Origin of the sequence: Novosphingobium sp. (assembly GCF_025351285.1) — a bacterium.
GTDB lineage: Bacteria > Pseudomonadota > Alphaproteobacteria > Sphingomonadales > Sphingomonadaceae > Novosphingobium.
Genome location: NZ_JANXWG010000020.1, coordinates 1 through 22,988, shown reverse-complemented (window position 1 = coordinate 22,988; position 22,988 = coordinate 1). Strand labels below are relative to the sequence as shown.

Below are 22,988 nucleotides of genomic sequence, written 5' to 3'. Positions count from 1 at the left end.
TCAACCGGGATAATCGGGCCGATGCGTCAACGCCATGATTTCGCTCGCGTCGAAGCGATGGTCGCCGCTCTTGTCGATCACGTAGACCTCGCGGTCGGCTGCCGGCAAGCTGGCGACGAAGCGCACCAGTTCGATCAGCGTGGCCTGGCGCAGCGCCATCGCGCTCGAGAACACGCCGCCGCCGTCGCTCTTTTCGTGCAGTTCGGCAAAATCGTCCCAATCGATCGGTTCAAGCGGCTTGGCGGTCATCAGCTAGTCCTCTGGTTGCAGGGTTATTCGAGAATGCCGTCGTGCAGCCGCAATACGCGGTCCATGCGGCTGGCGAGCCGTTCGTTGTGCGTGGCGATCAGCGCGGCGCTGCCATGCTCGCGCACCAGCCGCACGAATTCGTCGAGCACGCGGCCGGCGGTCGCCTCATCGAGGTTGCCGGTGGGCTCGTCGGCCAGCACCAGTGCGGGCTTGTTGGCCAGCGCGCGCGCCACTGCGACGCGCTGCTGTTCACCGCCCGAAAGCTGGCTCGGCCGATGCTCCAGCCGATGCCCGAGCCCGAGCGCGGTCAACAGTTCAGCGGCCCGCGCGCGCGCCGCTGCCGCATCGGTGCCGGCAATCATCTGCGGCAGGATCACGTTCTCGATCGCGTTGAAATCGGGAAGCAAATGATGGAATTGATAGACGAAGCCCAGGTGATCGCGCCGCAACCGCGTGCGTGCATCGCCATCGAGCGTCGAGGCATCGGTGCCCATCAGCCGGATCGTGCCCTCGAACCCGCCTTCGAGCAGGCCCACCGCTTGCAGCATCGTGGACTTGCCCGATCCCGACGGCCCCAGCAGCGCGACGATCTCGCCCGGCCGGATCGCCAGATCGATGCCGCGCAACACCTCGATCGTCACTTCGGCCTGCACGAAGCTGCGTTTCAAGCCGATCAGCTCAACGACGCTGTCACTCATAACGCAACACCTGCACAGGATCGGTGCTTGCCGCTTTGAGCGCGGGGTACAGCGTGGCAAGGAAGCTGAGCACCAGCGCCATCACGCAGATCACCGTGATCTCCACCGGGTCGCTGCGGCTGGGCAGCTCGGTGAGAAACCGGATCGACGGGTCCCACAGGTTCTGCCCGGTCATCCGCTCGATCACGTGGACGATCGGCTGGCGGAAGAACAGGAACACCAGCCCCAGCGCCAGCCCCATGCCGGTGCCGATCGTGCCGACGACAAAGCCGATGCTGACGAAGATCTTGAGCAACGATCGCCGCGTCGCGCCCATCGTGCGCAGGATCGCGATGTCGCGGGTCTTGGCGCGCACCAGCATGATCAGGCTCGAAAGGATGTTGAACACCGCCACCAGTACGATGATCGACAGCACCACGAACATCGCCACCCGCTCCACCGCCAGCGCCTCGAACAGGCTGGCGTTGATCGTGCGCCAGTCGGTGAGCACCGCCTGCCCGCGCAATTTGGCTTTCAACGGCGCGACAGTGGCGGAAACCGTATCGGGGTTGGTGGTCATGATTTCGATCATGCCCACGGTATCGCCCGTCAGCATCAGCGTCTGCGCGTCCTCGATCGGCATGACCACATAGGACTGATCGTAATCGTAGACCCCGATCTCGAATATGGCCGCCACGCGATAGCCGACCTGGCGCGGCACCGTGCCGAACGGGGTGGAGCGGCCCTGCGGATTGATCACGGTGATCGTATCGCCGATCCGCGCGCCCAGGTTTTCGGCCAGCCGCGAACCGATCGCGACGTTGTCGGTGCCGGCGCGCAGCGTGTCGATCGAGCCGGCAGTCACCTTGGGCGCCAGCCGCGCGATGTCTTCGGCGGTGTTGCCGCGCACCAGGATCGCGTTCGCGCGGCCGTTGAAGGTGGTGTAGAGCGGCTGCTCGATCAGCGGCGAGGCATGCGTCACCCCCGGCGTCGCCTTGATGTCCTTGAGAATCGCCTGCCAGTTGTCCAGCCGTCCGCCATAGGCCTGGACGATGGCATGGCCGTTGAGCCCGACTATCTTGTCGATCAGTTCGGCGCGAAAGCCGTTCATCACGCTCATCACGATGACCAGCGCGGCCACGCCCAGCATCACCGCGGCCAGGCTGATCCCCGCCACCAGCGCGATGAACGCCTCGCCCCGGCCCGGCAACAGGTAGCGCCGGGCGATCATCCGTTCGAAAGGGGAAAGGAACAAGTTGGCTGTGGCTCGCGACTGCGGGAAGGACGGTGGCGATGTAGGCGCTGCGCCGCGGCGCTGCAATGGTGCGCGATTGATTGGGTGTGGTGGCGATTGCGCTTGTCTGGACCGGGCGTGTGGCTACGCTTGCTGCCGGCCACCTTGCAAGGGGAAGACTGCCGATGAAGCCGCCAACCCTGACTCCCGGATTGCAGGTCACCGTGCTCACAAGCACTGGCGCACCGCTGGCCAAGGCGCGGGTCTGGCTTCAGCAGCCGCAATACAACCACGCCGAACTGGCCATCACCGATGCCGCAGGGCTTGCTGTCCTGAGCTATCACGCCGGCGTCCAAAGTTCCGCAACAACCAACACCGCCTTTCCGATGACGATCGGCGTCACCGCCTACACCGGCCCCAATGCAACGCAAACGGTCATGAACAGGGCAGCAGTTGTCATCACCTTGCCGGCCGGGTTCGAGCCACTGGTCGACACGGGCTTTGCCATTCCGCCCTTGACCAGCGCCAGCGAGGTCGCGCAGGGCGCAGTCATTGCGGCGGAAAGTGCGCCCAATCCCCCCGGTGGGTTGCGTGTTCCCGGCGCAACCTACCTGATGCGGCGCGAAGGCGTGGTTCATGCCGATGGATCGGTGGGGCTGGCGCGCGTGCTCACGCCAACCGTGGCCGAACAGGCCATGAACCGCGACACGATCATCCACATCGGCAGCATGTCCAAGCCGCTGACAGCGACGGCGATGGTCGCGCTATTCGACGACTGGAACGCGCTCGCTGACCTAATCGAATCCGTGCGGGCAGAGCGCCCGGTCCCGACAACACATTACTCGATTCCGGCCGGTGGGCGCGCGCCGGGAGCCGCTTTTGATTTACCCGACGTTCTCGCGCCGCTGCTGATCGATCCGGCATTGGCGCATGAAGTGCGCGACAAGGGCGGCTTGGCCGGCTTCCCTCAGCGGATCATCGACGCGTTGAATGCTGTCTCGGTTTCGGCTCCGCGATTGCCTTCTCCACAACCACCGCACCATGCACCTTGGCATGCCAGATTGTTGCGGCAGGCCCTGCTGGTGACGCTGCGCCCGAACTACGATGCGCCGTTCCTTCCGCTTTTAACCGACTATCTCGGCAACGCCACCACGGTTGGAAACGGCTTACAGGACATCACGCTGAAGCAATTGCTATGCCACCAGACCTACTTCTTCGGAGGAATACACCCGGGCCTGCATACCAAAGAGGAGAACGACAAAATTGCCAGTGATCAGCCAACAGCCATCGGCCTATGGCCAGCCGGATCGCCCGTCCCCGCCGCGACCGTCGACAATGGTGCGCAAGTTGTCGCCTTGCTCAAGGAAGGCGGGGGACCTTTCCCGGCAGGAGCATATGCAAACGAAAATTATTCGGTGGCCGGCGTCATCATAGAAGCCTGCACGGGTATGAAGCTCAATGACTATCAGAACGCGCGGCTTCTCGCAGATCCCCGGTTCGCACGATTGCGCCGTCATGTCGTCGATCCCTCGCTCGGGGCGTTGTATTACGCGGGGCTGCAGTCGCAATGGCATGCCGGGGTGAGTTGGCCCGACTGGAGCGCATGGGGCGGAGCGGGTGGATTCTACGGTTCGGCCAATGTGATTACGGATTGGCTCTACGCGCTGGCGGCGAGGCAGGCTGTGGCCCAGTGGAATGGCGCTGCGCCGCTCGTAACGCAAGCAGGCCATGACACGCTGTTTACCAATGACCATCTATTCGACGCGGGTGTTGAAGAAAAACTCGGAGCTGCGCAGTTCAAGTTCTACCGCCACAGCGGAGGTCTGGATTGGGGCGGCGGTTCCGCGAACGGCTTCTTTGGCATTTATTTTGGCCCGGGCTCGACTATCCACACCGCGTTTTATTGTAGCAATGGCAATCATGGGGCTGATGGCGCGTTTTATCAGACGGCACAAAAGATCGTTGCCGACGGCTATTGGACTGTCCCTCACTGAAGCAACCATCGGCTCCTACCGCCCCAGGTATTATCGAACCAAAGCCTTGCCATGGCCACCGTTTGCCGCCACAGGCACGGGCGAATGGCGGGGCCGGATTCTTCGCCAGCGGGTCCATCAGCCATGATCACAACCATGCCGTTTTTGGGCAGTCCCCTCTTCACCGACGCCGACGGCGACAAACTGCATGAAGAATGCGGCGTGTTCGGCGTGGTCGGCGGGCGCGATGCCGCCGCGATCGTGGCGCTGGGGCTCCACGCGCTCCAGCACCGCGGCCAGGAAGCGGTCGGCATCACCAGCTTCGACGGGCTGGAATTCTATTCGCGGCGCGGCATCGGTCACGTGGCGCAGAACTTCTCGAGCGGGCCGGCCATCGCCGAACTGCCCGGCATCATGGCCTCGGGCCATGTGCGCTATTCCACCACCGGCGGTTCGGGCCTGCGCAACGTCCAGCCGCTGTTCGCCGATCTGGCCACCGGCGGCTTTGCCATCGCGCACAACGGCAATATCTCGAACGCCATGCACCTGAAGCGTGATCTGGTGCGGCGCGGCGCGATCTTCCAGTCGACTTCGGACACCGAAGTCATCATCCACCTCGTCGCTACCAGCCGCTACCCCACGCTGCTCGACAAGCTGGTCGACGCACTGCGCATGGTCGAAGGCGCCTACTCGCTGATCTGCATGACCAACCACGGCATGATCGCCTGCCGCGATCCGCTCGGTATCCGGCCGCTGGTGATGGGGCGTATGGGCGATTCGGTGATCTTTTCGAGCGAGACGGTCGGTCTCGATATCGTCGGAGCCGATTTCGTGCGCGAAGTCGAACCGGGCGAACTGATCCAGGTTTCGCTCGACGGCACGGTCACGACGCACCGCCCGTTCGGCGCGCAAAAAGCGCGGCCGTGCATCTTCGAATACGTCTATTTCAGCCGCCCCGATTCGGTGATGGAAGGGCGCTCGGTCTATGCGGCGCGCAAAGCCATCGGCGTGCAACTGGCGATGGAAAGCCCGGCCAACGCCGATCTGGTGGTGCCGGTCCCCGACAGCGGCACCCCGGCCGCGATCGGCTATGCCGAACAATCGCGGCTGCCGTTCGAACTGGGCATCATTCGTTCGCACTACGTCGGGCGCACCTTCATCCAGCCGTCGGACGGCGCGCGCAACGCCGACGTCAAGCGCAAGCACAACGCCAACCGTGCGATCGTGCAAGGCAAGCGCATCGTGCTGATCGACGATTCGATCGTGCGCGGCACCACCAGCCTCAAGATCGTGCAGATGATGCGCGATGCCGGTGCAAGCGAAGTGCACATGCGCATCGCCAGCCCGCCGACCAGCCATTCGTGCTTCTACGGCGTCGACACGCCCGAACGGTCGAAGCTGCTCGCCGCGCGGATGGACGTGGCGGCAATGGCCGAATTCATCCAGGCCGATAGCCTGGCCTTCGTTTCGATCGACGGGCTTTACCGCGCGGTCGGCGAAGCCAACCGCGATGCCGCGTGCCCGCAGTTCTGCGATGCGTGCTTCTCGGGCGAATATCCCACGCGGCTGACCGACGTGGGTGAACGCGACGTGCCCGCGCAACTGGCGTTCCCGGTCGACAAGGTTGCGTGATGACGGACACTGCTGACAATCGCCTGCTTGCCGGAAAAACTGCACTCGTAACCGGCGCCAGCAAGGGTATCGGCGCGGCAACCGCCAAGGCTCTCGCGGCGGCGGGCGCGCACGTCGTGCTCACCGCACGCACCGGCGCCGCGCTCGAAGCGACCGAGCAGGCTATTTTCGATGCCGGCGGCAGCGCCACGATCGCGCCCGTGGACCTGGCCGAGCCCGAAGGCATCGCGCGCCTGGCCACCGCGATCGGCCAGCGTTGGCAAGCGCTCGACGTGCTGGTGATCAACGCGGCAATGCTGCCGGCACTGACGCCCGCGTGGCAGATCGATTCGAAGGATCTCAACAAGGCCTTCACACTTAACGTATTGGCAACGCAGGCCTTGATCGCCGGGTTCGATGGCATGCTCAAGCGCAGCGCCGCCGGCAAGCTGATCGGCGTGACCAGCAGCGTGGGTGCCGCCCCGCGCGCTTATTGGGGCGCATACGGCGCCACCAAGGCCGCGTTCGACAACCTGCTCGACGCTTATGCGCAGGAAACGCGCGATATCTCGAACTTGCGCGTCGCCATCGTAGATCCCGGCGCCACCCGCACCGCGATGCGCGCCAAGGCCTATCCGGGCGAAGATCCGGCCTCGGTCAAGCCGCCCGAAGTGGTTGGTGAAGCGATCGTGGAACTGTGTGGTAAACAATTTGCCAGCCCACACCGTCTCCGCGTTAACGCTAGTTAAGAACCCGGATGTAACCCTGTTTGTGCCACTGTCACGTAACGGTCGGAGGTGCCCAACTTCTCGGCCGCAAGCGATGGAGAGTGGTACGATGCTGATCCGAGACACATCCGACGACCGCTATCTGATCGCGGCGCAGGAAGACCGTTGCGCCGTCCGCGCCGCCGTCACGATCCCCGCCACGTTGCGCCAGGCAGGCGGGCGCGGGGTGGCCACCACAGTGCTCGATTTGTCGCTTGCCGGTTTTTCGGCCGCATGCCCCGATCGGATGTTGGCCGGCACCAAGTGCTGGCTGACCCTGCCCGGGCTCGAAGCGCTGCAAGCCGAAGTGATCTGGTGGGACAATGCCAAAGTCGGCTGCGCCTTCCACCGGCTGCTGAGCCCGATCGTTCACGACAACATCGTGCTGCGCTATCGAAGCGGCGTGGCCGTAGCCGGGCCGAACCTGCGATACCGGCGGTCTTGCTGACGGTTCAGTCGCGGGGCATTGCGGCCTTGGCTTCAGCCCAAGCGGCCAGTGCCCGTTCGCGCGCGGCGCGGTGATCGACCACTTTGCCCGGATAGCCACGCGGCGGAAACACCGGATCGTGGATGCCGTCGTTGTCCAGCCCCTTGAGCTCGGGCACCCAGCGACGGATGTAGGCGCCGGCATCGAACTTGGGTGATTGTGTCAACGGCGCCATGATCCGCACGAACATGTTGGCATCGACCCCGCTGCCCGCGGTCCACTGCCAGTTGACCGCGTTGCTGGCGTAATCGGCATCGACCAGCGTATCCCAGAACCAGCGTTCGCCATGGCGCCAATCTATCAGCAGGTGCTTCACCAGGAAGCTGGCGGTGATCATCCGCACGCGGTTGTGCATCCAGCCGGTGGCCCACAACTGCCGCATCCCGGCATCGACGATCGGATAGCCGGTGCGACCCTGCTGCCATGCGGCCAGATCGGCCTGCGCCGCCGGATCGCTGCGCGGATCGCGCCACGGCAAGTGCTTGAACGTTTCGCTGTAGCTGCGCGCACCGTAAGCCGGCATCGCGTGGATCACGTTCTGCGCATAATCGCGCCAGATCAGTTCCTTGCGAAAGGTATCGGCGCCCTCGCCCTGATGGTTTGCAATCGCATGCCACACCTGGCGCGGCGAAATCTCGCCGAACGCGAAGTGGGGCGAAAGGCGCGACGTGCCCTCGGTGGAGGGCAGGTTTCGGGTGTTTTCATAAGCCGCGATGTGGCTGGCGAAGGCCTCGACCCGCACGTGCGCACCGGCCTCGCCCGGCGTCCATTCGGGGCCGAACTGGCCTGCCCAGTCGGGCTTGGTCGGGAGCAAGGCCCAATCCTCCAGCCGATCGCTTTCGGGCCAATGCGGCGGAGAATCGAGCTTCGGTTCGGGCAGGCACGGTTCGGGCGGCATCCGCTCCAGCAGCGCGCGCGAAAACGGAGTGTAGATCTTGTAGGGCTGCCCCGCGCCGGTGGTCACGCTGCCCGGCGGCGCGAGATAATTGCCATGGTGGAGCATGAGCGGGCAGGTATCGGGCAGCGCAGCGGCCAATTCATTCTCGGCATCGCGCCACCACGGTTCATGGTGGTGAACGCCGTGGATCGCGCCCGCGGCGCATTCGTGCGCGATCGCCGCCAGCGCAGATACCGCATCGCCCCGTCGCAGGATCAGCCGCGATCCCTGCCGCTCCAGCGAAGCCGAGAGCGACGCCAGGCTGTGATGCAACCACCACCGCGCTGCCCCGCCCAACGCCCAGCGCCGAGCGCGCGCATCATCGAGCACATAGACCGGCAGCACCGGCCCCGCAGCGCTGGCGGCATGGAATGCAGGCTGGTCGGCCAGGCGCAGATCATGCCGCAGCCAGACGATCTGGGGCTTTGTCACTGGCTTTGGCCGGTCAGCTTTCAACCGTCCATGTCTGGCCACGCTTGAGCAGCGCCGCGAGGTCGGGGGTCTTGCCCTTGCTTGCCCGCGCGCGCTCATCGGCCACCGCGGTTTCGAAAGTGGGGCGCGGATCGTCGTAGATCACGCCCAGCGCCATCGGGAAATCGGCGAACTTGGGCGTCGCGCGCAAGTCGACCAGCATGTAGGCGACCGAACGGTTGGTGACGTCGTGAACGATCACGCCGGCGGCCTTCCAGTCGGGAGTCCCGTCGTCCTTGGCGATCACATCGACCACCTTCAACATCAGCGCGTCGTGATCGAGCGCGATGCCCTTGACCCCGCCGGACTTTTCCGAACCGAACAGCATCGGCTCACCATTCTTGAGCCACAACTGGCGACCCTCGGCGCCCTTGGGCGCGGCGAAATCGTCGAACACGTCCTTGTTGTAGACGATGCAGTTCTGGAAAATCTCGATGAACGCGGCGCCCTTGTGATGGTAGGCAGCCTTGAGAACGCCGGTCAATTCCTTCGAGACATCGAACCCGCGCGCCACAAAGCGCGCGCCCGAACCCAGCGCGAATGCGCAAGGCGATGCCGGCCGGTCATACGATCCCAGCGGCGAGGTCGGGCTGTTCGTGCCCAATCGGCTGGTGGGAGATGATTGGCCCTTGGTGAGGCCGTAGATCTCGTTGTTGAACAGCAGGATCTGGCAATCGAGGTTGCGCCGCAGGATGTGCATCGTGTGGTTGCCGCCGATCGACATGCCGTCACCGTCACCGGTCACGATCCACACGTCGAGTTCCGGATTGGCCAGCTTGATCCCCGTCGCGAACGCCGGCGCGCGGCCGTGGATGGTGTGGAAGCCATACGATTCAACGTAGTACGGAAACCGGCTCGAACAGCCGATGCCGCTGACGAACACGGTGTTGGCAGGGTCCGCGCCCAGTTCGGGCAATGTCCGCTGCACCGCTTTCAGGATCGCGTAATCGCCGCAACCCGGGCACCAACGCACTTCCTGGTCGGTTTCCCAGTCCTTTAGCGTGGTGGTCACGCCGCCGATCGGAGTCATGTCGTTCATGGGTTAACAGCCTCGATGCTGGGCAGTTGGGTTGCGTCGGCCGGAACTTCGCCGCCTTCGTTACCGGGAATACCGTCGAAGAACGTGCCGATCGCCAGCTCGAGTTCGGCGATCGTGAACGGCTGCCCGCTGGTCTTGGCAAGCGGCTTGGCATCGACCAGGAACTGGTCGCGCAGCACGGTCTTGAACTGGCCGGTGTTCATTTCGGGTACGAGGACATGCTCGTAACTCTTTAGCAAAGCGCCCAGATTTTCGGGCATTGGCCAGATGTGTCGGACATGGACGTGGCTGACATCGAAGCCCTTGCCGCGCATCCGTCGCACCGCCTGGTGGATCGGCCCGAAGGTCGATCCCCAGCCGACCACCACCAGCTTGCCGCTGGTCTCGCCCAGCGCAACGTCCTGGTGCGGAATATGCTGCGCCACGCCGTCGACCTTGGCCTTGCGCGCGTCGGTCATCGCCTGGTGCGATTCGGGCGAATAGTCGATGTTGCCCGTGCCCGGTGCCTTCTCGATCCCGCCGATGCGGTGCATCAACCCCGGCGTGCCCGGCTTGATCCACGGCCGCGCGCCCTTTTCGTCGCGCGCGAACGGCAGCAGCGTATCGTTCGGCCCGTTTTTCGCTTCGAGGAACGATACCGGGAACGGCGCGAAGCTGGCCGGATCGGGCACCTTCCACGGCTCGGCGGCGTTGGCGATATAGCCGTCGGTCAGCAGGATCACCGGGGTCATGAACTGCACCGCGATGCGGCACGCCTCGATCGCGCATTCGAACGCATCGGACGGGCTGCGGCACGAGATCACCGGCATCGGCGTGTCGCCATTGCGGCCATAGACCGCCTGGTACAGATCGCTTTGCTCGGTCTTGGTCGGCAAGCCGGTCGAAGGCCCGCCGCGTTGCGAATTGATGATCACCAGCGGCAGTTCGGTCATCACCGCCAAGCCCATCGCCTCGCCCTTCAAGGCGATGCCCGGGCCGGATGACGAAGTTACGCCCAGATGCCCGGCATAGCTTGCGCCGATGGCGGAACCGATCGCGGCGATTTCATCCTCGGCCTGGAAGGTGGTGACGCCGAATTCCTTCAGCCGCACCAGGTTGTGCAGGATCGCCGAAGCGGGCGTGATCGGATAACCGCCGAAGAACATCGGCAAGCCCGCCAGTTGCGCACCCGCAACGAGGCCAAAGCTGATCGCCTCGGCGCCCGTGACGGTGCGATACAAACCTGGCTCGCTCTTGGCTGGCGCCATGTGCATCTGCCGCAACGGACCCGAAAGCTCGGCGGTTTCGCCATAGGCATGGCCCGCGTTGAGTGCGGCCACGTTGGCATCGGCGAGCACCTGGTTCTTGGCGAACTTGCCGTTCAGCCAGTCGATCAGCGGTTGCCGATCACGGTCGAACATCCACAGCGCCAGCCCCAGCGTCCACATGTTCTTGCAGCGCAGCGCTTCCTTGTTGCCAAGGCCAAACGGCTTGACCGCATCGAGCGTCAGCTTCGAGATATCGAACGCCAGCAACTGCCACTTCGCCAGGCTGCCATCTTCCAGCGGATTGACCGCGTAATGCGCCTTTTCCAGGTTGCGCCTGGTGAATTCGCCGCTGTCGGCAATGATCAACCCGCCCGGCTTGAGCGCGCCCACGTTGGTTTTCAGCGCCGCCGGGTTCATCGCCACCAGCACGTCGGGCGCATCGCCAGCGGTTTCGATCTCGGTCGACCCGAAATTGATCTGGAATGCCGAAACGCCGAACAGCGTGCCTTGCGGCGCGCGGATTTCGGCGGGAAAATCGGGGAACGTGGCGAGGTCGTTGCCCGCAAGGGCAGTGGAGAGCGTGAACTGCCCCCCGGTCAACTGCATGCCGTCGCCCGAATCGCCCGCGAAACGCACCACCATTGCCTCGGGCGCGGCTTGAGCCGGCTGCCCAACCATGACATCGTCCAGAATTGCTGTAGCCATGTAAGTCCTTCGCGTCGGACGGTCGAGGCGTAAGCCATTGATGTGGCATGGGCCGTCCGGAGCAGCGCGCCTACCCGTCGCAGCGGTGGCGCGCAAAAAAGAAAAACTCGCCTCTCACCAAGTTCCATCAAGCCAGAAACACGACTGGCCGTCTGGTCAAGGTGCCAAAGCCCCCCTAGACCTTTGGCGCGCAGGGGAAAACCCCCGCCGATTCACGATATCCGGGAAACGATGCATGAGCACGAGCGAATCCGCCGATAAATCAAAGCCCTTTGTCCGGCCCGATGTTGCCGCATTCCTCGCCTTTTTGAACGGGGTCCAAGCTCCGCCGATGCATGAAATGTCGCTGGCCGATGCACGCGGTTCGTACCTTGCGATGGTTCCGCTGGGCGAAGCCGATCCTCGCCCGCTGGCCGTGATCCGCGATCTCACCTGTCCCGGCCCCGGCGGAGAAATCCCCCTGCGGCTTTACGATGCGCGCGAAACTCGCGAGCCGGGCCCGGTGGTGATGTTCTTCCACGGCGGCGGTTTCGTGATCGGCGATCTCGATACGCACCACGCGCTGTGCACCGAAATCGCCGCCGAGGTCGATTTGCCCATAGTGGCGGTGCACTACCGCCTCGCCCCCGAACACAAGTTCCCCGCCGCGGCCGACGATTGCGAAGCCGCCGCGCGCTGGGTTGCTGGCAGCCCGGCCGAACTGGGCCGTGGTGCAACCGGGCTCATCACCATCGGCGATTCGGCCGGCGGCAATCTCGCGATCGTGGTGACGCAGGCGTTGGGCGATGCTCCCGCTGCCGTTCCAGTGGTGTTGCAAGTGCCGATCTACCCGCTTTCAGACGAGAAGACCGATCACCAGTCCATGCTCGACTTTGCCGAAGGGCACTTGCTGACCAAGGTCTCGATGGACTGGTTCCACGCATCGTATGCTGCCGAAGCCGGCAACGTGCGCGCCTATCCGATTCACGGCGATCACGCGGCCGCACCGCCGACGGTGCTGGTCACTGCTTCGCTCGATCCGATCCGTGACAGCGGCCGGCTTTACGGCGAAGCGCTGATCCGGGCCGGGTCGGACGTGATTTTCATGGAAATGAAAGGCACAATCCACGGCTTCACCACGCTGCGCAAGGCCATCCCCAGCGGGCAGGCCGACATGCAACGCGTGTTTGCCGCCATGAAGCTGATGCTGGGCACCGCTTGATGGACCCCCAGTACGAAGGCCTGCCGTACCGACCTTGCGTCGGGCTGATGCTCGTCAACGCCGAGGGCCAGGTGTTCGTGGGCAAGCGGATCGACAGCAAGGAAGGCGATTCGTGGCAGATGCCGCAAGGCGGGATCGACAAGGGCGAAGACTTGCGCGCCGCCGCCTTGCGCGAATTGCACGAGGAAACCGGGCTGCCCGAAACACTCGTCCAGGTGCTGGCGCAATCGCGCGAGGAGCTGTTCTACGATCTGCCCGAAGACCTGCTCGGCACGCTGTGGAAGGGCAAGTACCGCGGCCAGCGCCAGTGGTGGATGCTGTTGCGCTTTACCGGCAGCGATGCCGACGTGAAGCTGGATGCGCACGATCCGGCCGAATTCAACGAGTGGAAATGGGTTGCGCCCGACGAATTGCCCGACCTGATCGTGCCGTTCAAGAAGCGCGTCTATCGCCAGGTGATCGAGGAATTCCGCGAACTGATCTGAGGTTCCGATCTCCCCTCGCAACGCCGGGGCGAAGTTTGCAAGGCCGCGCCGCCCCGCCATTGCCTTGCCCGATGCGATGCCCCACGCCGACCGGGATCAAAGCCTTTAGGGGGATAGCCTGGTGACCACGCTCGATTGTTCGGATCTCGACAACTACATCGGCAAGCCAATGCAGCCCGCCCGGATGGTCGAACCTTTCGCCAATTGCGATATCCGCCGCTGGGTCCAGGCGATGCACTTCCCCAACCGCCTGCATTACGACACGATGTTCGCGATGGAGAGCCGTTTCGGCGAACTGATCGCGCCGCAGAGCTTCCCCGTCACGATGGACGACGGCCACGGCTCGGCGCCGTCGTGCATCGGGTCGATCCCCAATTCGCACATGCTGTTCGGTGGCGACGAGTGGTGGTTCAACGGCCCGCGCGTCAAGGGCGGCGATCGCATCTGGAACGAGCGCGTTCCGTTCGACTACAAGGTCAAGGACACCTCGTCGTTCGGCCCCACCTGCTTCCAGCGCGGCGACAACTTCTACTACAACCAGCACGGCGACCTGGTCGCCAAGCAACGCTCGACCTCGATCCGCTACAACCAGGCAGCCGGCCAGGCGGCCCAGCACGGATCGACCGAAGGCCACGAAGAGCCGGTGTGGACCGACGAGGAGATCCTCGAAGTCGAAGCGCGCGCCTACAAGTACATCAAGATGATGCACGATCTGGGGCATTCGCCGCGCTATTGGGAAAGCGTCAACGTGGGCGACGAATTGACCGAGCGCGTGTTCGGCCCGCACTCGATCGTCAGCTTCACCACCGAATGGCGCAGCTACACCTTCACCCAGTGGGGCAGCATGCACCGCCGCACCGATCTCGACATGGAATTGCTCGGTTTCGTCGGCCCGATGGCGGGCAAGGAGCAGGACCCGGTCGAGGAGCGCAACAACCCCGAATTGACCGATGGGGCCTACGTCGGTCCGTCGCGCGGGCACCTGTTCCCGCGCTGGGCGCGCTTCATCGGCATGCCGCGCGGTTATGGCTACGGCGCCAGCATGGGCGCGTGGATCACCGATTACCTCGCCGGCTGGGCGGGCGAATGGGGCATGGTGCGCCACTCGAACTGCAACTACCGTAGCCCCGCACTGACCGGCGACATCACCATCCAGACGGGCAAAGTGGTCGACAAGTTCGTCGACGAGCACGGCCGCGCGCTGGTGCAGATCGAAAGCCGCATGGTCAACCAGAGCGGCGGCGTGCTGGCGACGGCAAAGGCCGAAGTCGAACTTCCGCGCAAGCCGGCCTGACGCAATGATCGAGACAGCGAAACTGCTGGCTAATGCCAAGGCACAGACCGGGCTCGATGACTTCGGCGATCCTTCGATGTTCGAGGGGCTCGACGTGCTCATCAACGCGCTCAACGCCGAAGCTGCGTTGACCGAGAGCGGTGACCAGAGGCTCGCCGCGAGCGTCACCGCAACGTTGGTCAACCGGCTGAAGGTGGAGGACTACCTCAAGGCCAACCCGGCACTGCTCGAAGCCCCGATCGAGCGCCCGACGTTCGTGTTCGGGCTGCCGCGCACCGGCACCACGCTGGCGATCAACCTGCTCACCGCCGATCCGGCGCGCCGGTCGTTCATGCGCTGGGAAGCCTTCGCGACGGTGCCGCCGGCCGCGAAGGGCGCGTTGCGCAGCGATCCGCGCTGCCTTGAAGAACAGGCGCGGCTCGACATGTCGCTCAAATACGTGCCGCATATCTCGGCGATGCACCACGAGGATGCCGACAGCAGTTGCGAATGCCAGTTCGCGATGTCGCCCAGCTTCATCAGCCAGGTGTACGATTCGCAATTTCACATTCCGAGCTATTCGGACTGGTTCCTGTCGACCGACTACGCGCCCGCGTTCCGCTATCACAAGCGACTGATGCAACTGCTCCAGCAGCACAATGGCGGGCGCTGGACCTTCAAGAACCCGTGGCACCCGCTCTATCTCGACGCGCTGACCGGCGTGTATCCCGACGCGCAACTGGTGATGACGCATCGCGATCCCGCCGACGTGGTCGCCTCGGCGTGCAGCCTGGTCTATGCGGTGCGCCAGCTTTACAGCGATAGCGTGAACCCGCTCGATATCGCGGCGATCTCGTTGAAAACCTTCGACGCGATGATCCGGCGGACGATCGCGTTCCACGAGAAGCATGGCGCCCAGGCGATCCACCACGTCCAGTACAACGCGCTGACCACCGACCCGATCGGCACGATGAAGACGCTCTACGCGCACTTCGACGAGGATTTCACGCCCGCGGCCGAAGCCGGAATGCAGGCGATGCTTGATGCCAATCCGCAAGGCAAGCACGGCAAGCACAGCTATCGGCTGGAAGATTACGGCCTCACGCGCGCAGGCGTGCACGCGCACTTCAAGGACTACATCGACCGGTTCGGGATCGCGGTTCGGGCCTAGCCGACCGCGCCACTCGCACGCAGGCCGGCAATCGCCGCGGCATCCAACCCCAGCACTTCGCCCAGCACCGCGTCGGTGTGCTGGCCCAGCACCGGTGGCGCGGCGGGCGGCGCCTGCTCGGCATCCACGTAACGGAACGGGCGGTTGACGATCGGGATGGTCCCTAGCGTAGCGTGCTCCACCTCGACGACCATGCCGCGCGCGACCGTCTGCTCCTGCGCCAGCGCTTCGCCCACCCCCAGGATCGGCGCGTGCGGCACTTCGTGCGCGGCGAAGCGGGTGACGAGATCGGCGACGCTGTGCCGCGCGGTGTAGGTGCTGACCAGCGCATTGACCTCATCGCGGTGATCGCGGCGCTGCTGGATCGAATCGTAGCGCGGATCGTCCGCGCACTCGGGCCGCTCGATCGCCGCGCAGACTTTGGCCCAGAAGGCGTTGGTCAGGCACGCCACCACGATTGAGCCATCGGCCGCCGGAAAGATGCCGTAGGGCACGAGATTGGGATGTTGCGATCCGGTCCGCACCGGGTCAGCGCCGGTAAAGAACGACAGTTGCGCGTAGTAGCCGAGCAGGCCCAGCAACCCGTCCATCAGGCTCACGTCGATCAACCGCCCGCGCCCGGTGGCGTGCCGTTCGTGCAGCGCGGCCAGGATCGCGATCGGCCCGTTGATCCCGCCAACCAGATCGCCGAGCGGAATCCCCAGCTTGGTCGGCATATCGCCCTGTCCGTCTTTGGCGGGCTCGCCATTCACGCTGAGCGCGCCCGACATCGCCTGCAACACGATGTCGAAGCTCGGCCGGTCGCGCAAAGGGCCGGTCATCCCGAAACCCGAGATCGCGCAATAAATCAGCCGGGGATTGAGCGCCGACAGCGTGTCCCACCCAAGCCCCAACCGGTCCATCACGCCGGGGCGGTAGTTCTCGATCACCACGTCGGACTTGGCCGCCAGGTCCTTCACCAGCGCGACGCCCTCGGGCGTCTTGAGATCGATCACCACGCTTTTCTTCGCGCGGTTGACCGCGAGGAAATAGTGACTTTCCCCATCGCGGATCGGCGGAAACCCGCGCGTTTCATCGCCCGCAGGCGGTTCGATCTTGATCACTTCGGCGCCAAGGTCGGCCAGTGCCAGCGCCGCCGCCGGCCCCGCAAGCACGCGCGTGAAATCGAGCACGCGCACGCCGGCGAGCGGACCGGACCATACCGGAGTGAGGGATGTTTCTGTCATCGCGCGGCCTTATGGCCTGCCACCGGTTCGCTCAAGCTCCGGCCCGAGGACATGCCTCGGAGCCGGAGCCCATGACGGGTCAACCCTTGCTTGGCAGTTCGGCGATCGCGGTGCCGAAAGCCGAAACCTCGTCGCGGTGCGTCTTGGCCATCTGCTGGATTTCGACGTACTTCTTGCCGTTCTCTTCGAACTTGCGGATCACCGTGCCGTCGATGAAGATCACGTCGCCATCGGGATTGTGGCGGCGGATCTGGCACTTGGACTTCTGCAGGAAGCCATCGTCACCGATCCAGTTGGTGATGTGATGCGTCAGCCAAGAATTGCGCTCGGGGCCGTAATCGTACGCGCCGGGCGCGCCGACTTCGAGCGCGAACTCTTCGTCCCAGTGCACGCGCTCGGGGCAATCGGGCACGTTGAAGCGGTTCTTGATGGCCAGGCCAGGGTGCGCCTGCTGCATCTTGTAAGCCAGCTTGTTGGCGCGAATGTACAGCCCGCCCCAGCCCTGCGCGTAGCAGATGAAGCCGGTGACGGTCATCGGCCCCTTCATCATGCGCGGCAGTTCGTCGCCCACGTTGACGTCTTCCCAGTAGCGCGGAGTGGCGCCACGGACTTCTTCGTTGGCGTAAAGCTTGCCCCATTCGGTAAGCTGTTCATCGGTGAACGGTTCCACCCGGCCACGCGCTTCGGTGTACTTGGTGCCGCGTTCGCGCGCTTCATCGCGATCGGTGCGGAACACCCACGAATCGGCTTCGCACACCAGATCGCCGTGCTGGTTGTAGAAATCGACGTGGTAGATCTGCTGGAACGAACGCCCGGCGAACTTGGTCTGGTGCTCGACCAGGTCCTTGAGGTAGGCTTCGGTGCGGATGGTGTCGTTGCGGAACACCGGCTTGTGCCAGGTCCAGTCGGCGCCGGCCCACATCGCGTGCACGCCCGAAAGCCCGCCGCAATAGCCCGAGATCAGCCGGCTGGTCGTGAACAGGAAGCTGGGCAGCGCAATCACGTCGCCGTACTTGGTGGTCTTGGCGTAAGCGGGATCGCACCACAGCGGATTGTCGTCGCCGATGCCGTGCGCATAGTGGCGGATCGCGTCGCGGCTGGCTTCGTAGTTCCAGGGTTCGATCGTGTTTTCGATCTTCACGCCGATGCGGGTGCGCAGATCGGCGAGGCCTTGCTCGGTGATCTTGGGGAACTTGGCGGTGACTTCGGCGTCATGGGTTTGCGTTTCTGGCATCACGTTCTCTCCTGTATTCTAGTTGGCGGCGGCTGCGGCGGCTTCGGCAATTGCGGCGGCCTGCGTGCGCAGCACCTTGCGGTTGACCTTGCCGGCCGGGGTCTTGGGCAAATCGGTGACAAAATCGATCAGGCGCGGGAATTCGTGCTGCGCCAGTTTTTCGCGGGTGAAGTCCTGCAATTCCTTCACCAAGGCGGCGGAGCCGGCGCAATTGGCGATGACATAGGCCTTGACCACCTGCCCGCGCGCTTCGTCGGGCACGCCGATCACCGCGCATTCGAGCACCGCGGGATGCTTGAGCAGCGTGTTCTCGATCTCGACCGCGCTCATCGTCCAGCCGGCCGAAATGATCACGTCATCGGCGCGGCCGCAGTGGTAGAAATAGCCGTCGGCGTCGATCTTCGCGCGGTCCTTGGTGGTTTCCCATGCCCCGCGCCGCCACAGCATCAGTTCGCCGATCTCGTCGGGCGGAGTGGGCGAACCATCAGGCCGCTGGACTTCGAGCTTCTGCCCCGGGATCGGCTTGCCGAGCGAACCGGGCTTGACAGCATAGTCCTCGGCGCCGGGGAAATTGACCAGCACCACACCGATTTCGGTGGTGCCGTACATGCTGCATGCCGGCACGTGGAACGTCTGCTCGATGAAGTCGAGCGTCGCGGGATCGATCGGCTCGCCGGTGTAGGACAGCTTGGCGATCGCGAACTTGAAGTCGCCCGCGTGGCCCGAATTCTTCATCATCCGGTAGTGCGTCGCGGCGGCGGACATGTTGGTGATGCCGAAGTCCTGCATCGCGCGCATCAGGCGCGTCGCGTCGAACCGCCCGGCAAAGGTGCCGGTGGTGACGCCCAGGCCCAGCGGCGCGAGCGTGCCGTGCCACAGCCCATGGCCCCAGGCGGGCGAGGACGGGCAGAAGAATTCGTCGCCAGGCCGAATGCCGGTGCCGTAAAGCGCGGCGAACATCAACGTGACGAGCGCCTTGTGCGTGTGCTTGACCGCCTCGGGCAATTCGCGCGTGGTGCCCGAAGTGTACTGGAAGACCGCCATGTCATCGGCGCTGGTCTTCGGTTCGTAAGTGGTTGGATACGAAGCAATCTCGTCGAGCAGCCCGTCATCGGCCACCACCACGCGCACCGTACCGAGCCCGCGCGCAAGGTCAGCCTTTTCGCGGTTGGTGATGAGCAGCGTGGGCTTGCAGTCATCGACCCGCAGCCGCAGCGCATCGGGGCCGAACAGCGTGAACATCGGCACCGAGATCGCGCCGGTCTGCATCGCGCCGAACAGGCAGACGTAGAACGGCAGCGACGGTTCGAGCATGAACGCGATCCGTTCGCCCGGCTGGATGCCTTGCGCGTCGAGCCAATGTGCGAACTGCGCCGCGCCCGCCGCGATCGTGTCGAACGACAGGATTTCGTCGCTGCCGCCAGCATGTGCAATCCGCACCGCCGCGCGGCCCGAGCCGTCGGCGTGGCGGGTCACGCATTCGTGCGCGATGTTGAAGCGTTCGCGTGTGCCGTCGAACAAGTCCCACAGCGCCGCCCCACTGGCGTGGGCGAGCGCATCGGTGTGGCGCGTAAAGGTGGTGAGCAAAGCCATGCGGAGCCTATGTCACGAATCGCTTGCCGTTGTCTATATCGAATGATATTCTATATATCGAATGACAAGCATCTCCCCACCGATCCCCAAAGCCCCCGCCATCGCGCGTGCCGCCGCCATCCTTCGCCTGCTCGGCCGAAGCGAGGCACCGATGGGCGTGCAGGCGATTGCGCGCGAACTCGGACTGGTGCCGAGTACCTGCCTGTACGTGCTGCGCGCGCTGGTCGAGGAGGAGCTGGTCAGCTTCGATCCCGACACCAAGCGCTACACGCTCGATGCCGGGGTGCTGACGCTGGCGCGCGGCTGGCTAAGGCGTGACCGCTTCGCCGATCTCGTCGCCGCCCCGCTCGACCGGTTGGCGCGCGAATTCGGGGTGACCGTGCTGGCGGTGCAGATCGTCCGGTTGGACCATATCATCGTCGTCGCCACCGCCAGCGGCGGGCAGACGCTGCAATTGAGCGCGGGCGTCGGCAGCCGCTTCCCCGCGCTGATCAGCGCCACCGGCCGCTGCATCGCCGCATTCGGCACTGTACCAGAGGCCGAACTCGAACGCCGCTTCACCGCGCTGCGATGGGACGTTCCGCCCAGCTTCGCGCAATGGCAGGCGCAAATCGCGCGCACCCGCGAACAGGGCTACGCGGTGGATGATGGCAACTACATCGCCGGGGTCACGGTACTGGCCGCCCCTGTCTGGAAAGCGCCAGGGACGCCGAGCCATGCGCTCGTCGCGCTCGGAATCGGCGCGGCCTTGCGCGAGGGACGCGCGGCGACATTGGGCCAGGCACTTGTGGGTGCTGCCAACAGCATTTCGGCGCAACTGGGCGGTTAGAGCCCCTCCCCCCGTTCGTGTCGAGCGGATGCGTTGACGTACTACGAGACCTTGCGCAGCATCAGCACGCTGCCCTCGGCATCGCCCGAAACGTAAAGCGCGCCGTCCGCGCCAGCCGCAATCCCGGCGAACGGGATCATCGGCCCGGCCATGTCGCCGATCGGGCCAAGAACCTTGGGAGTCACGCCGGCGGGCGCGCCGACCGGCAGGTTCTCCGCCAGCGTTTCGACCGCGCCGCTCTCGCGATCCACCGAAAACACCGCTTTCTTCGCGACATCGACCACGATCAGCTTGCCCTCGACCACACACAAACCTTCGGGCCGGCCAAAGCCCTCGGCCACGGTTTCCACCGGACGACCTTGCCGCAGCCGCACGATCCGGCCCGTGCCGGCCTCGGTCACGTATGCGGTATCGCCATCGACTGCCACGCCCATCGGCTTGTCGAGCCCGCTGGCGATTTCGCGCACCGTGCCGCCCTCGGCCACGTGCACTCGGCCCGCGCCGTATTCGGCAAAGACCACTGCGCCCTTGTCGTTGGTCGCAACGCCCATCAGCCGGTCGTAGCCATGTGCCAGCCATTCGGATTCCTCGCCAACGCGGTAGCGCGCTACGCTGCCGAGCCCGGTGGTGACGATCCACTCGCCAACAGCCGATCCGGCGCAGACCCCGCGCACGAAGCCCGGCCCGCCCGCGGTGAACAGCATGCACGCGATCGTGCGCGGCTGGTCGCCCGCGTGAAAGTACGAAAAAGCGCCATCGGCGACGAACAGCTCGCCCTCGGCCCCCGCCGCCAGCCCCAGCGGCCATTGCAGCCCACGCGGAATCAGGCTGCGCACCTGGCCGCCGCCCAGAATCTCGGTCACTTCGCCCGGAATGCTGCTGACGAACAGCCGATCGCCCACGAACGTGCAGTTGTCGAGCCCCGGCTCCAATTGCGCCAGCACCTCGCGCGCGCCAGTGGCGGGGTCGATCCGCAGCACCTGCCCGCTCGCCACTTGCGTGCTGACGATGCGGCCCTTGCTGTCGAACTTGACCGAATCGGGCACGCCCAGATCGCCCACGACCACTTCGGGCGCGCCGCCCGCGAGATCGACCCGCCAGATCTGGTTGGTGCCCATTACCGGGAAGTAGAGCTTGCCATCGGGCCCAACCTCGAAGGCATTGGCCATCGGCACGTCCTGCGCGATCATACGCGGCGCCCCGCCGGCCAGGTCGAGTTCCATGATCCGCCCGCCCATCCGGCATTCGCCCGCAATCAGCTTGCCCTGGTGCCAGGTGATCGGGTTGGCGACCGGCATGTCGCCGCGGATCACGCGATGCGTGCCGTTCGGCGTCAGCATCGTCACGCGGTTTTCGGTGATCTCGGTCAGGTACATGTTGCCCGCGTCATCGAACACCAGATCGTCGGGCGCGACCACCGCGCCGCCCATCGGGCTGATCGTGGTGATCGCGCCAGATTCGGGATCGATCGCCGAAACCTGGCTGCCGGGCACTTGCGCAACGTAAATCCGCCCATCGAGCCCGGTACGCAAGCCGTTGGCGCCGAACAAGCGGCTGGGCGGGGTCAGCCGCTCGATCCGCCAACCCTCGGCCGCGCTGAATGGGTGTGGCGCGGCGTAGCGGCTGGCGGGTTCGGCCATCGAACTGTCCTTGTTAACATCAGCCCCTCCCGCTTGCGGGAGGGGTTTGGGGTTGGCAAGGCGAGGTAGCGCTTTGCGGCGGCCCACCCCCGACCCATCCCGCAAGCGGGAGGGGAGCCAAAATCAGGCGGCCGCGTAGCCGGTGATCGCCTTCAATTCGAGGTATTCGTGGAAGCCCGGCTCGCCCCATTCGCGGCCGTTGCCGCTTTTCTTGTAGCCACCGAACGGCGCCGCGAAATCGAACCCGCCGTTGATCGCGATCAGGCCGGCACGCAGCCGCCGCGCCACTGCCTGGCACGCACCAAGGTCTGCGCCCGCGACGTATCCAGCCAGCCCGTATTCGGTGTCGTTGCCGATCTCGACCGCCTGGTCGACGCTATCGTAGCCCAGGATGCACAGCACCGGACCGAACACTTCCTCGCGCGCGATGGTCATGTCATTGGTGACATTGGCGAAGACGGTCGGCTTGACGTAGTAACCCTTGTCGAGTCCCTCGGGCCGGCCGGGACCGCCAGCGACCAGCGTTGCGCCTTCGGCCATTCCCGCCTCGATCAGCCCCTGGATCTTGTCGAACTGCGCCTTGTTGACCACCGGGCCCAACGCGAAGTTGCCGTTGGGATCACCCACGGTCACCTGATCGGCGGTGGCCTTGGCGACCGCGATCGCTTCGTCCATCCGCGCGCCGGGCACCAGCATTCGCGATGGCGCCGAGCAGGTCTGGCCCGAATTGCCCATCATCCCGCCCACGCCCGCCGCAACGTTGGCCGCGAACGCGCTGTCATCAAGCACGATGCTGGGTGATTTTCCGCCCAGTTCCTGCGCCACGCGCTTGACCGTCGGCGCCGCGCTGCGCGCGACTTCGACGCCGGCGCGGGTCGATCCGGTGAACGAGACCATGTCGATATCGGGATGGCTCGACAGCGCCGCACCTACGCCCGG

Annotated in this window: 20 protein-coding genes; 9 read left to right on the top strand and 11 right to left on the bottom strand. The window is 65.0% G+C overall.

What is annotated here, in order from left to right; all coding sequences use genetic code 11:
* The 3 genes from Q0R16_RS02540 to Q0R16_RS02530 are packed head-to-tail and all read right to left on the bottom strand — an operon-like array spanning window position 1 to window position 2,181.
* Window positions 1-249 (bottom strand): hypothetical protein, encoded by a 249-nt coding sequence (locus Q0R16_RS02540; RefSeq protein ID WP_295631484.1) that lies wholly within the window; start codon window positions 247-249, stop codon window positions 1-3.
* A gap of 23 nt (window positions 250-272) precedes the next feature.
* The gene (locus Q0R16_RS02535) at window positions 273-947 is read right to left on the bottom strand and encodes an ABC transporter ATP-binding protein (protein WP_295631482.1); all 675 of its coding nucleotides are present in this window, start codon (window positions 945-947) and stop codon (window positions 273-275) included.
* On the bottom strand, window positions 940-2,181 hold the full coding sequence (locus Q0R16_RS02530) for a lipoprotein-releasing ABC transporter permease subunit (RefSeq protein ID WP_295631480.1): 1,242 nt from the start codon (window positions 2,179-2,181) through the stop codon (window positions 940-942). The genes Q0R16_RS02535 and Q0R16_RS02530 overlap by 8 nt, the downstream gene beginning before the upstream one ends.
* A 164-nt stretch (window positions 2,182-2,345) precedes the next feature.
* Between Q0R16_RS02530 and Q0R16_RS02525 the strand changes: the two genes are divergently transcribed.
* The 4 genes from Q0R16_RS02525 (at window position 2,346) to Q0R16_RS02510 (ending at window position 6,959) form a co-directional block, all read left to right on the top strand.
* Entirely contained in the window at window positions 2,346-4,154 is a 1,809-nt protein-coding gene (locus Q0R16_RS02525; protein WP_295631478.1) for a serine hydrolase, read from the top strand.
* A 135-nt stretch (window positions 4,155-4,289) separates the two neighbouring features.
* A complete protein-coding gene (purF, locus tag Q0R16_RS02520; RefSeq protein WP_295631540.1) occupies window positions 4,290-5,765 on the top strand; it encodes an amidophosphoribosyltransferase in 1,476 nt (491 codons plus the stop codon).
* Window positions 5,765-6,493 carry an SDR family NAD(P)-dependent oxidoreductase gene (locus Q0R16_RS02515; protein ID WP_295631476.1) on the top strand — a complete coding sequence of 243 codons (729 nt, stop codon included), beginning with the start codon at window positions 5,765-5,767 and terminating at the stop codon, window positions 6,491-6,493. Before purF ends, Q0R16_RS02515 begins: the two co-directional genes overlap by 1 nt.
* Before the next feature lie 88 nt (window positions 6,494-6,581).
* Window positions 6,582-6,959, top strand: a complete 378-nt coding sequence (locus tag Q0R16_RS02510) for a PilZ domain-containing protein (protein WP_295631474.1) — start codon at window positions 6,582-6,584, stop codon at window positions 6,957-6,959.
* A gap of 4 nt (window positions 6,960-6,963) precedes the next feature.
* On the opposite strand, the gene Q0R16_RS02505 is transcribed toward Q0R16_RS02510, so the two are convergent.
* From Q0R16_RS02505 to Q0R16_RS02495, 3 genes are read right to left on the bottom strand one after another with little or no spacing between them, the layout of a single operon-like run.
* A complete protein-coding gene (locus tag Q0R16_RS02505; RefSeq protein WP_295631472.1) occupies window positions 6,964-8,367 on the bottom strand; it encodes a deoxyribodipyrimidine photo-lyase in 1,404 nt (467 codons plus the stop codon).
* A gap of 13 nt (window positions 8,368-8,380) precedes the next feature.
* Window positions 8,381-9,445 (bottom strand): 2-oxoacid:ferredoxin oxidoreductase subunit beta, encoded by a 1,065-nt coding sequence (locus Q0R16_RS02500; protein ID WP_295631470.1) that lies wholly within the window; start codon window positions 9,443-9,445, stop codon window positions 8,381-8,383.
* Window positions 9,442-11,397 (bottom strand): 2-oxoacid:acceptor oxidoreductase subunit alpha, encoded by a 1,956-nt coding sequence (locus Q0R16_RS02495; protein WP_295631468.1) that lies wholly within the window; start codon window positions 11,395-11,397, stop codon window positions 9,442-9,444. Before Q0R16_RS02495 ends, Q0R16_RS02500 begins: the two co-directional genes overlap by 4 nt.
* A 331-nt stretch (window positions 11,398-11,728) precedes the next feature.
* Between Q0R16_RS02495 and Q0R16_RS02490 the strand changes: the two genes are divergently transcribed.
* From Q0R16_RS02490 to Q0R16_RS02475, 4 genes are all read left to right on the top strand, one after another.
* Window positions 11,729-12,598, top strand: coding sequence for an alpha/beta hydrolase (locus tag Q0R16_RS02490; protein WP_366857048.1), 870 nt, complete (start codon window positions 11,729-11,731; stop codon window positions 12,596-12,598).
* Complete coding sequence (locus tag Q0R16_RS02485) at window positions 12,598-13,083, top strand: RNA pyrophosphohydrolase (RefSeq protein ID WP_295631465.1); 486 nt, start codon at window positions 12,598-12,600, stop codon at window positions 13,081-13,083. Before Q0R16_RS02490 ends, Q0R16_RS02485 begins: the two co-directional genes overlap by 1 nt.
* Before the next feature lie 169 nt (window positions 13,084-13,252).
* Window positions 13,253-14,377 (top strand): MaoC family dehydratase N-terminal domain-containing protein, encoded by a 1,125-nt coding sequence (locus Q0R16_RS02480; RefSeq protein WP_295631537.1) that lies wholly within the window; start codon window positions 13,253-13,255, stop codon window positions 14,375-14,377.
* Window positions 14,378-14,381: 4 nt separating this feature from the next.
* Window positions 14,382-15,527: a sulfotransferase gene (locus Q0R16_RS02475; RefSeq protein WP_295631464.1), complete on the top strand. Its 1,146-nt coding sequence runs from the start codon at window positions 14,382-14,384 to the stop codon at window positions 15,525-15,527.
* On the opposite strand, the gene Q0R16_RS02470 is transcribed toward Q0R16_RS02475, so the two are convergent.
* From Q0R16_RS02470 to Q0R16_RS02460, 3 genes are all read right to left on the bottom strand, one after another.
* The gene (locus tag Q0R16_RS02470; protein WP_295631462.1) at window positions 15,524-16,753 is read right to left on the bottom strand and encodes a CoA transferase; all 1,230 of its coding nucleotides are present in this window, start codon (window positions 16,751-16,753) and stop codon (window positions 15,524-15,526) included. The two genes, Q0R16_RS02475 and Q0R16_RS02470, sit on opposite strands and share 4 nt — an antisense overlap.
* A gap of 79 nt (window positions 16,754-16,832) precedes the next feature.
* Complete coding sequence (locus Q0R16_RS02465) at window positions 16,833-17,987, bottom strand: MaoC family dehydratase N-terminal domain-containing protein (protein ID WP_295631459.1); 1,155 nt, start codon at window positions 17,985-17,987, stop codon at window positions 16,833-16,835.
* An 18-nt stretch (window positions 17,988-18,005) separates the two neighbouring features.
* The gene (locus tag Q0R16_RS02460; RefSeq protein ID WP_295631457.1) at window positions 18,006-19,580 is read right to left on the bottom strand and encodes an AMP-binding protein; all 1,575 of its coding nucleotides are present in this window, start codon (window positions 19,578-19,580) and stop codon (window positions 18,006-18,008) included.
* 61 nt (window positions 19,581-19,641) lie between these two features.
* Here Q0R16_RS02460 and Q0R16_RS02455 point away from each other — a divergent pair, with 61 nt between their 5' ends.
* Window positions 19,642-20,409, top strand: a complete 768-nt coding sequence (locus Q0R16_RS02455; RefSeq protein ID WP_295631455.1) for an IclR family transcriptional regulator — start codon at window positions 19,642-19,644, stop codon at window positions 20,407-20,409.
* A 41-nt stretch (window positions 20,410-20,450) separates the two neighbouring features.
* On the opposite strand, the gene Q0R16_RS02450 is transcribed toward Q0R16_RS02455, so the two are convergent.
* Window positions 20,451-22,049 carry an SMP-30/gluconolactonase/LRE family protein gene (locus Q0R16_RS02450; RefSeq protein ID WP_295631453.1) on the bottom strand — a complete coding sequence of 533 codons (1,599 nt, stop codon included), beginning with the start codon at window positions 22,047-22,049 and terminating at the stop codon, window positions 20,451-20,453.
* A 123-nt stretch (window positions 22,050-22,172) separates the two neighbouring features.
* Window positions 22,173-22,988, bottom strand: an 816-nt coding sequence (locus Q0R16_RS02445) for an aldehyde dehydrogenase family protein (RefSeq protein WP_295631451.1), incomplete at its 5' end; no start/stop codon positions are given.

Bases quoted from the DNA above. Each gene is read 5' to 3' on its own strand.
- Q0R16_RS02515 (WP_295631476.1), top strand. From the start codon at position 5,765: ATGACGGACACTGCTGACAATCGCCTGCTTGCCGGAAAAACTGCACTC.
- Q0R16_RS02490 (WP_366857048.1), top strand. From the start codon at position 11,729: ATGCATGAAATGTCGCTGGCCGATGCACGCGGTTCGTACCTTGCGATG.
- Q0R16_RS02455 (WP_295631455.1), top strand. From the start codon at position 19,642: ATGACAAGCATCTCCCCACCGATCCCCAAAGCCCCCGCCATCGCGCGT.
- Q0R16_RS02485 (WP_295631465.1), top strand. From the start codon at position 12,598: ATGGACCCCCAGTACGAAGGCCTGCCGTACCGACCTTGCGTCGGGCTG.
- purF (WP_295631540.1), top strand. From the start codon at position 4,290: ATGCCGTTTTTGGGCAGTCCCCTCTTCACCGACGCCGACGGCGACAAA.
- Q0R16_RS02540 (WP_295631484.1), bottom strand. From the start codon at position 249: ATGACCGCCAAGCCGCTTGAACCGATCGATTGGGACGATTTTGCCGAA.
- Q0R16_RS02535 (WP_295631482.1), bottom strand. From the start codon at position 947: ATGAGTGACAGCGTCGTTGAGCTGATCGGCTTGAAACGCAGCTTCGTG.
- Q0R16_RS02470 (WP_295631462.1), bottom strand. From the start codon at position 16,753: ATGACAGAAACATCCCTCACTCCGGTATGGTCCGGTCCGCTCGCCGGC.
- Q0R16_RS02500 (WP_295631470.1), bottom strand. From the start codon at position 9,445: ATGAACGACATGACTCCGATCGGCGGCGTGACCACCACGCTAAAGGAC.
- Q0R16_RS02510 (WP_295631474.1), top strand. From the start codon at position 6,582: ATGCTGATCCGAGACACATCCGACGACCGCTATCTGATCGCGGCGCAG.
- Q0R16_RS02475 (WP_295631464.1), top strand. From the start codon at position 14,382: ATGATCGAGACAGCGAAACTGCTGGCTAATGCCAAGGCACAGACCGGG.
- Q0R16_RS02460 (WP_295631457.1), bottom strand. From the start codon at position 19,580: ATGGCTTTGCTCACCACCTTTACGCGCCACACCGATGCGCTCGCCCAC.
- Q0R16_RS02525 (WP_295631478.1), top strand. From the start codon at position 2,346: ATGAAGCCGCCAACCCTGACTCCCGGATTGCAGGTCACCGTGCTCACA.
- Q0R16_RS02480 (WP_295631537.1), top strand. From the start codon at position 13,253: ATGCAGCCCGCCCGGATGGTCGAACCTTTCGCCAATTGCGATATCCGC.
- Q0R16_RS02495 (WP_295631468.1), bottom strand. From the start codon at position 11,397: ATGGCTACAGCAATTCTGGACGATGTCATGGTTGGGCAGCCGGCTCAA.
- Q0R16_RS02465 (WP_295631459.1), bottom strand. From the start codon at position 17,987: ATGCCAGAAACGCAAACCCATGACGCCGAAGTCACCGCCAAGTTCCCC.
- Q0R16_RS02450 (WP_295631453.1), bottom strand. From the start codon at position 22,049: ATGGCCGAACCCGCCAGCCGCTACGCCGCGCCACACCCATTCAGCGCG.